The organism is Myxococcus sp. AB036A, from assembly GCF_006547355.1.
In the GTDB taxonomy this organism is placed as follows: Bacteria; Myxococcota; Myxococcia; order Myxococcales; family Myxococcaceae; genus Myxococcus; species Myxococcus virescens.
On record NZ_VHLC01000002.1, the window covers coordinates 79,467 to 86,780 of the forward strand.

Here is a 7,314-nt window from a genome sequence, read left to right on the forward strand (position 1 = left end):
TCGCTGGAGCCTTTCGTGACCGCCTCGTTCTCACCGCGACAGGAGCGTCTGCTCATCCTGCTGCTGGCGGGCGTGCAGTTCACCCACTTGCTGGACTTCATGATCGTCCTGCCGCTGGGGCCGGAGTTCATGCGGCTGTTCAATCTGTCAGCCGCGCAGTTCGGAACGTTGGTGTCCTCCTACACGTTGGCCTCTGCCGCCATGGGCGTGCTGGGGCTCGCGTGGGTCGACAGGTTTGGCCGCAGAAGCACGTTGCTGGTCACCCTGGGAGGGTTCATCACAGCCACGCTGGCCTGCGGCGCGGCGCAGAGCCACGCGTGGCTGCTGGTGGCCCGGAGCCTCGCGGGAGGATGCGCGGGACTCATGGGCGCGGTCATCATGTCCATCATCGCGGACACCATCCCCGGTGAGCGCCGGGGCCAGGCCATCGGCACGGTGATGTCCTCGCTCGGCTTGTCCGCGGTGGCGGGTGTTCCCTTGAGCCTGGGCATGGCCAACATGCTCGGCTGGCGCGCACCCTTCTGGGCCATTGGCATCCTGGGGGCGCTCCTGTGGCTCGGGCTGCTCGCCGTGCTTCCGCGGCTGGATGCGCATGTCACCACGGACTCGGCACGTCAGGCGCCTTCCGTCACGGCGGTCTTCACCCCGGGCTTCGCGCTGGGCTGGCTGCTGACGTTCAGCATCGCCTTCTCCAGCTTCTTGCTGATTCCGTACCTGAGCGCGTTCATGGTCGGGAACCTCGGGTTGAAGCAGACCGACCTGCCCTGGGTGTACCTGGCTGGCGGCGCCGCCACGCTGCTCGCGGCGCGTCAGGTGGGCCGCTGGGTGGACCGGTTTGGCCCCGCCCGGGTGCTCGGGCTGTTGCTGGTGGGCACCATGGTGCCGCACCTGGGCTTCACGCACCTTCCCGCCGCTCCGCTGCCGGTGGTGATGGTCGCCTTCGTCCTCTTCATGTCCCTGACGTCCACGCGGCCCATCCCCACCATCGCGTTGATCTCCGCGAAGGTGCCGCCGCCGCTGCGTGGGCGGTACATGGCCATGAACATGGCCGCCAGTGACGGTGCCTCCGGGCTCGCGGCGTGGGCCAGCGGCCTGATGCTGGCCACCACGCCTGGCGGTGAGCTGGTGGGCTTCGGGCTGGCCGGATGGCTCGCCGTGGGCGTCACCACCGTCTCGCTCTTCATCCTCTGGACCTTTGGCCGTAGCGCCGTCCCGCTCAACGCGGCGCCCACGCCTCGGTGAATCGCAGTCTCCGTCTCGACCCACAGAAGGAAACGTTCATGGACACTCCCGTCAAGAAGCACCCTTCCCTGCCTCGTCCCATCCAGGGCGAGCTGAAGCTCGACCGCTCCAACCAGCTCCTCGCCGAGGCGCGGCGGCTGGTCCCCGGCGTCACGCAGTCCATGATGAAGCGCCCGGAGATGTTCGCGCTCGGCGCCTTCCCCGTGTTCCTGGCCAAGGGCAAGGGCGCGCTGGTGGAGGACGTGGACGGCCAGGAGTACATCGACTTCATCGGCGGCCTGGGCGCCAACATGCTGGGCCACAATGACCCGGCCGTGGTGAACGCCATCCGGGAGCACCTGGAGGAAGGTGTCCTCCACTCGCTGCCCACGCCGGTGGAGGTCTCCGCCGCCCAGACGCTGGTGGACCTCATCCCCGGCGCGGAGATGACTCGCTTCTTCAAGACGGGCGCGGATGCCACGTCCGCCGCGGTGCGCCTGGCGCGCCACATCACCGGCAAGCAGAAGATCATCACCGTCGGCTACAACGGCTGGCACGACCACTTCATGTTCGACACGCCGGGCGTCCCGGCCGCGCTGGCGGCGCTGACCCTCCGGATGCCGCTCTTCACGCCCCCGGACGAGCCGGCCCTGCTGGCCAGCATCGAGAAGAACGCCAGCGAGCTCGCCCTGGTGCTGCTGTCGGTGCCCTACAACCGGCCCCTCACCCCGGCCTTCCTGCAACAGGTGCGCGCCACGTGCAGCGCGAACAACGTCCTGTTCGCCCTGGACGAGGTCGTCACCGGCTTCCGGCTCGCCGTGGGCGGCGCCCAGGAGTTCTTCGACGTCCGCGCGGACTTCGTCACGCTGTCCAAGAGCATCGCTGGCGGCATGCCGCTGTCGGCCATCGCCGGTCCGGCGAAGCACCTGAGCCGCCTGAGCGAGCTCCAGGTGTCCACCACCTTCGGCGGTGAGCTGCTGTCGCTGTACGTGTGCGAGGCGGTGCTGAAGGGCTACCGGGATGGCGCCTACATCCAGCACCTGGCCTGCCTGGGCCGCAAGCTGCGCGAGGGCGTCAACGCCCAGGCGGAGGCCGCGGGCTCGTCGTTGCGCGTGATTGGCTACGACGCGATTCCCTTCTTCCTGTTCGCCAAGGACCCGGCGGAGCACGCGAAGCAGATGCAGCCCTTCCAGGCGGGCATGGCCCGCCGGGGCATCCTGCTGCGCCGCGACGTCACCTTCCTCAGCACGGCGCACACGGAGGAGCAGATTGACTACGCCATCGAGATGACGGGCGCAGTCCTCCGCTCCCTCGCGCAGCCGGCGGCGGCCTAGCCCTTCGCGTCGTGGTGGTCCGAGGTGCCGCGCTTCCAATAGCCCGTCACCCGGACCCAGCTCTTGTTGGCGCCACGCTCGTTGATGAGGTGGTCCTTGATGGGGCGCACGGTGTGCGCCTCACCCGCCACCCAGGCGAAGTAGTCCCCCTCGGGGAACTCCAGCCCACGGATGGCCTGCTGCAGCACGTCCGAGTGCCCCGCCTCCACGCCGTTGCGGTGCAGCCACGTCACCGTCGCGTTGGCGCGGGTGGTGAACTGCTGCTCCTCGGACGCGTCCGGGACTTCGCAGAACACGATGGCGCGCGTCCCCTCCGGCAGCTCCTCCAGGATGCGGCCAATGGCCGGCAGCGCTGACTGATCGCCCGCGAGCAGGTACCAACTGAAGTCCTGCGCCACGAACGTGGAGCCGCGCGGCCCACCCACGGCCAGCAGGTCACCCACCTGTGCCTTGCTCGCCCACGTCGTCGCGGGCCCCGTGCCGTGCACCACGAAGTCGATGTCCAGCTCGCCTGCCGCGGCGTCATAGCGGCGCGGCGTGTAGTCACGCGCGTCCGGCTTGCGCTCGCCTTCCTTCAGCACCAACCCCGTGGGCGTCACCGTGGGGATGACAGGCATGCGCTTGCCCTCCTCCGGGAACAGCAGCTTCACGTGGTCGTCCGCGCCGGGGCTGTAGAAGCCCTCCAGGTCCTCGCCCGCAAGGGTGATGCGGACCATCTGCGGCGTCACCCGCGTCACCCGCTTCACCTCCAAGAGACGGAACTTCACGGGGAACGGTCCCCGCCGATAGACACGCTCAGTCGTCGTCGTCACGAAAGCTCCAGTTATCGATATTGACTATCATTTTCGATACCATGAAGCCCCCAGACGGGCAACGAATGAAGGAGCCCCGCGGTGGCCGCCGCTCAGCGAACGGCCAGCCGCGGGGACGTCTGGCATGTGGGTTGACACGGCTTGCTCACATGCCAGCAAGCGACCTCAGCCGCAGGTCAGGGTCCACCGGCAGTTGTTGGACAGGCACTCCCGGGCGCTGCCGCAGATGGCGCCCTTGGGCTTCTTGTTCTGGCACTTGCCGGCGTTGAGCCCCCAGCCGCAGTACTGGGTGCTGGCGCAGTCGCTGTCGTTGGTGCAGGTGGAGCTGGTCGGATACTGGGCCGCGCGGGTCTCCTTCGGCACGTAGGCCGCCACACCGCTGGTGTCGATGTTCGTCGCGCTGTCCGCCATGCCGGCGCGCGTGCCGGTGGCCCGCTCCCACATCCGGATGAACGTCTCGGACGAGCCCTCCAGGCCCGTGGTGTTGACGCCGAGCTGCTTCAGGTCACGCACCACGTCCGGCAGCAGGCCCACGTGGGCCAGGCCGTAGTTGTCGAAGTCCGTGCCCAGCGGCGGCGGGCCAGCGGTGAGCTGCTGCTGGGCCTGGAACGCCGCCTCCGCGGCGAAGCCGGCCGAGCAGGCGCCGTGGGGGCCGAACCGCGGGCGGGTCTGCTGGATGAAGCCGTTGAGGTCCGCGCCGAAGCCCATGTTCACCTTGAGACCCAGGCGGCCGAACTCGTAGGCCTGCGCCAGCGAGCGCGTGGAGCCCTGGCAGTTGTTGGCGACCGGCGTGCGGGTGTAGTCGCGCGTCTCGTCGTGCGCGGTGCGCAGGCCGAACATGCCGCCCGTCTGGCGCAGGTAGCGGATGACGGACGCGGGCGTCGTCTTCTCGTTGGCGGCGAGCCCCGGGTGCATCACCTCACGGAAATGACCGTGGGAGATGTACATGGGGTAGTAGTTGCGGCTCTGGGCGATGGCGAACGTGTCGTCCACGGAGCGCTCGGACATGTGCGCCACGTCGACGAGCATGCCCTTGTTCATCATCTCGGCGACCAGCGCCCGGCCCTCGGACGTCAGGCCCTTGGTGTTCTTGCAGTTGGCGTCCACGTCGAAGCCCAGCGTGAAGCCGTTGCCCGTGAGGCCGCAGTCGGTGTCCACGTGGCAGTTCTCCAGGAACTGCGAGACCTGGAAGATGGCGTTGTGGGGCGCCGCGCCGCCGAAGCGGTTGTCCAGCTGGTGCACCGGCTGGATGGAGCGCACGCCCAGCGAGTAGACGCGGTTGAGCTCGGACTGCCAGTTCTTGGTGCCGAACAGCTTGCTCGACTCGATCGAGAGCACCATGGCCAGCTTGCCGGAGGCGATGATCTGCCGCGCGTGCGCCGGCGATAGCGCGATCTCCGCCCACGGCGTGCGAGCGTCGAAGTCACGCGCCATCTGCAGCTGCACGTCCACGTCCACCATCTCGTCACATGGACGCTTGATGTTCTGGTACGGCAGCGCCCTGCAGAGGAACTCGTTGCTCACCAGGGAGATGGTGACCAGGGACATGCCTCCCTGATGCGCCTGCTGCAGCCAGCCCTCCCAGGCCTGCTGATGCGCGATGGTGTCCCAGCGCGGCCACTGCGTGGGCACGCTCATCCGGCCCAGGTGGAGACCGGTGTCGCCCTCCGTCCCTTCGACCTCGCCGATGATTTCCGACGCCACCGCGCCGCCCACCCCGAACATCTGCGACAGCACCGGCACGCCGCTCAGGTTGATTCCGCCCGCGTTGGGGCACACGTTGAGCATGGAGCCCAGGTCCATGCGAACACGCGCGTGGTCGCTCTCCGGAAAGCCGCCGTCACAGCTCACCAGGGAGCCGTTGTGCTTGCCGTGGAACCAACCACCGCCGAACGCCTCCTCGGCGAACATGTGGTGGTGCATCTCCGCGAAGCCAGGAACCGAGACGGGTTGTGCGACTTCGCCCATCGCGGACTCCTCGACAGGCAACTCTTCATCCGTAGGTTGGCACCCCTGGCTCAGCGCCATGACGGACATGAGGGAGAGGGACAGGAAACGCCGTGGGGCTGCTCCGATACATCGCTGCATGCAGTGCACCTTTCCGGTACCGCGGGGAGGTGCACTCGAAGTACCAGGAGCGTGTCCTGTTTTTCAATTGTTTCAACTTTTTCTTGGAAAGTAAAACAGACAGGCGTCACACGGTGAGTCGGTGTGAAGCGTCACGTTACAAACGGCGTTCAGGACCCATGGGCAGGTGGGGCAAGCCCCCACCATCCACAGATTGACGCTCCAAGATGGTCTCGACCTCACGGAGCTGCTGATGACGATGTCCTGGCGTGCGACCCCGGTGCTGCTGACCTTTCTGGCCGCCTGTGAGCCGCCACCGGTGGACGACGCGCTCCTGTCATCCGCTGAAGCGCCCGCGCGGCGGCCCGCGGACCACCGAATGTGGGAGCCCTGCGGGACCAGCGTGCGCAGGCTCGCGGACATTCGCCTCGGCCCCCAGGAGGCAGCCATCCAGGAACGCCTCCACGGTGATGGCTTGCTCTTCTTCACCGCGGATGACGGTCAACACGGCGCCGAGCTGTGGACGAGCAGCGGCACACAGGGCGAAGGAACCCGGCTGCTCCGGGACATCGCGCCGGGACCGGAGGGCTCCAACCCTACCGGCCTCACACGCGTGGGAGACCGGCTCTTCTTCATCGCGGACGATGGGGTGAATGGCCGCGCCCTGTGGACCAGCGACGGCACGTCCGAAGGTACGTCTTTGGTGAAGCGCGTGCTTCCCATGGGCGCCGGACAGGGAGAGGGGCAGACGCTGGTCGCGTACCGGGGCCGGCTCTACTTCTCCGCCGCCGCGCCGGGTGGCGCGCACGGCAACGAGCTGTGGAGCAGCGATGGCACGGACGCGGGCACCCATGAGGTCGCGGACCTCGTCCCAGGCGAGGACAGTGCCTTCCCTCGCCGCTTCGCCGTTCACGACGGCTCGCTCTACTTCGTCATCAGCGTGGGCGAAGAGAACTGGCTCGTGCGAAGCGAAGGCGGCGCGGCCTTCACGCCCCTCCTCAAGGTCTTCGAGGACACGGTCATCTTCCGCATGAAGTCCGCGGGTGGAAGGCTCTTCTTCCTGGTGGACCCCGACAAAGGCGAGGCCACGCTCTACGTCACAGACGGCACGGCGGAGGGCACACGCCGCCTGCGCTTCTTTCCGGGCCGGTACCCACACGACCTGGTCGCGTTCCAGGGCCGGCTCTATTTCAGCGCGGGCTCGGACGCCCCGGAGGGCGAGGAACTGTGGGTCAGCGACGGCACGGTGTCCGGCACGCGGCGGGTGAAGGACATCCGGCTCGGAGCGGAGGGCTCGGCGCCGGCGTTCCTGGCCGTGCTTGGAGAGCACCTCTACTTCGCGGCGGATGACGGCCGACACGGCCGCGAGCTGTGGGTGAGCGATGGCACGTCGAGAGGAACGAAGCTCTTCGCGGACCTGGTGCCCGGGACGGAGGGCGCATCTCCGACCGAGGTGACTGCCTTCCAGGGCTGGCTCTTCTTCGGCGCGACGACGGGGCATGGATCGGAGCCCTGGGTGAGCAACGGCACTGTGTCCGGTACCCGGAAGCTCGACGCAGGGACAGCGCGAGCCCCACGCGCGTTCATCCGCTCCGGCTGGGACGTGTTCTTCACCGCCGAGGACGAAGCCAGCGGGCGCGAGCTCTACGCCCTGCCCTTCCGCCCCGCCAGCGAGTGCAATCAGGCGAACCCCTGAGCCCTCACGGAGATGGCGTTCGCCCCCGTCTGGCTTTGGTGAACAGGTCACGGAGCTGTGGGTCAGCGACGGCACCTCCGCGGGAACCCGCCTGGTGAAGGGCATCCCCCGGGCACGGGAGCGGTGTTGCCGCGGCATCTGACTGCCGCGGCGGGCATCCTCATCAGCTGCGGCAGGTTGACGT

General features: G+C 68.2%; 5 protein-coding genes. 3 read left to right on the forward strand and 2 right to left on the reverse strand.

The window, feature by feature from the left end:
* Positions 1-15 precede the first annotated feature (15 nt).
* On the forward strand, positions 16-1,242 hold the full coding sequence (gene mxcK / locus FL344_RS01535; protein ID WP_194862944.1) for a myxochelin export MFS transporter MxcK: 1,227 nt from the start codon (positions 16-18) through the stop codon (positions 1,240-1,242).
* 38 nt (positions 1,243-1,280) lie between these two features.
* Positions 1,281-2,555: a myxochelin B biosynthesis transaminase MxcL gene (gene mxcL / locus FL344_RS01540; protein ID WP_141617227.1), complete on the forward strand. Its 1,275-nt coding sequence runs from the start codon at positions 1,281-1,283 to the stop codon at positions 2,553-2,555.
* Here mxcL and FL344_RS01545 read toward each other — a convergent pair.
* Together FL344_RS01545 and FL344_RS01550 are read right to left on the reverse strand one after the other, a co-directional pair.
* Entirely contained in the window at positions 2,552-3,367 is an 816-nt protein-coding gene (locus FL344_RS01545; protein ID WP_141590405.1) for a siderophore-interacting protein, read from the reverse strand. The genes mxcL and FL344_RS01545 overlap by 4 nt on opposite strands.
* Before the next feature lie 165 nt (positions 3,368-3,532).
* Complete coding sequence (locus tag FL344_RS01550; protein ID WP_141617228.1) at positions 3,533-5,455, reverse strand: membrane dipeptidase; 1,923 nt, start codon at positions 5,453-5,455, stop codon at positions 3,533-3,535.
* Between the two features lie 193 nt (positions 5,456-5,648).
* On the opposite strand from FL344_RS01550, the gene FL344_RS01555 reads away from it, so the two are divergent.
* Positions 5,649-7,130 (forward strand): ELWxxDGT repeat protein, encoded by a 1,482-nt coding sequence (locus FL344_RS01555; protein WP_228564680.1) that lies wholly within the window; start codon positions 5,649-5,651, stop codon positions 7,128-7,130.
* Positions 7,131-7,314: the final 184 nt, after the last annotated feature.

What these genes read in the sequence shown, in the direction of transcription:
- mxcL (WP_141617227.1), top strand. Translation starts at nt 1,281, where the DNA reads ATGGACACTCCCGTCAAGAAGCACCCTTCCCTGCCTCGTCCCATCCAG.
- FL344_RS01550 (WP_141617228.1), bottom strand. Translation starts at nt 5,455, where the DNA reads ATGCAGCGATGTATCGGAGCAGCCCCACGGCGTTTCCTGTCCCTCTCC.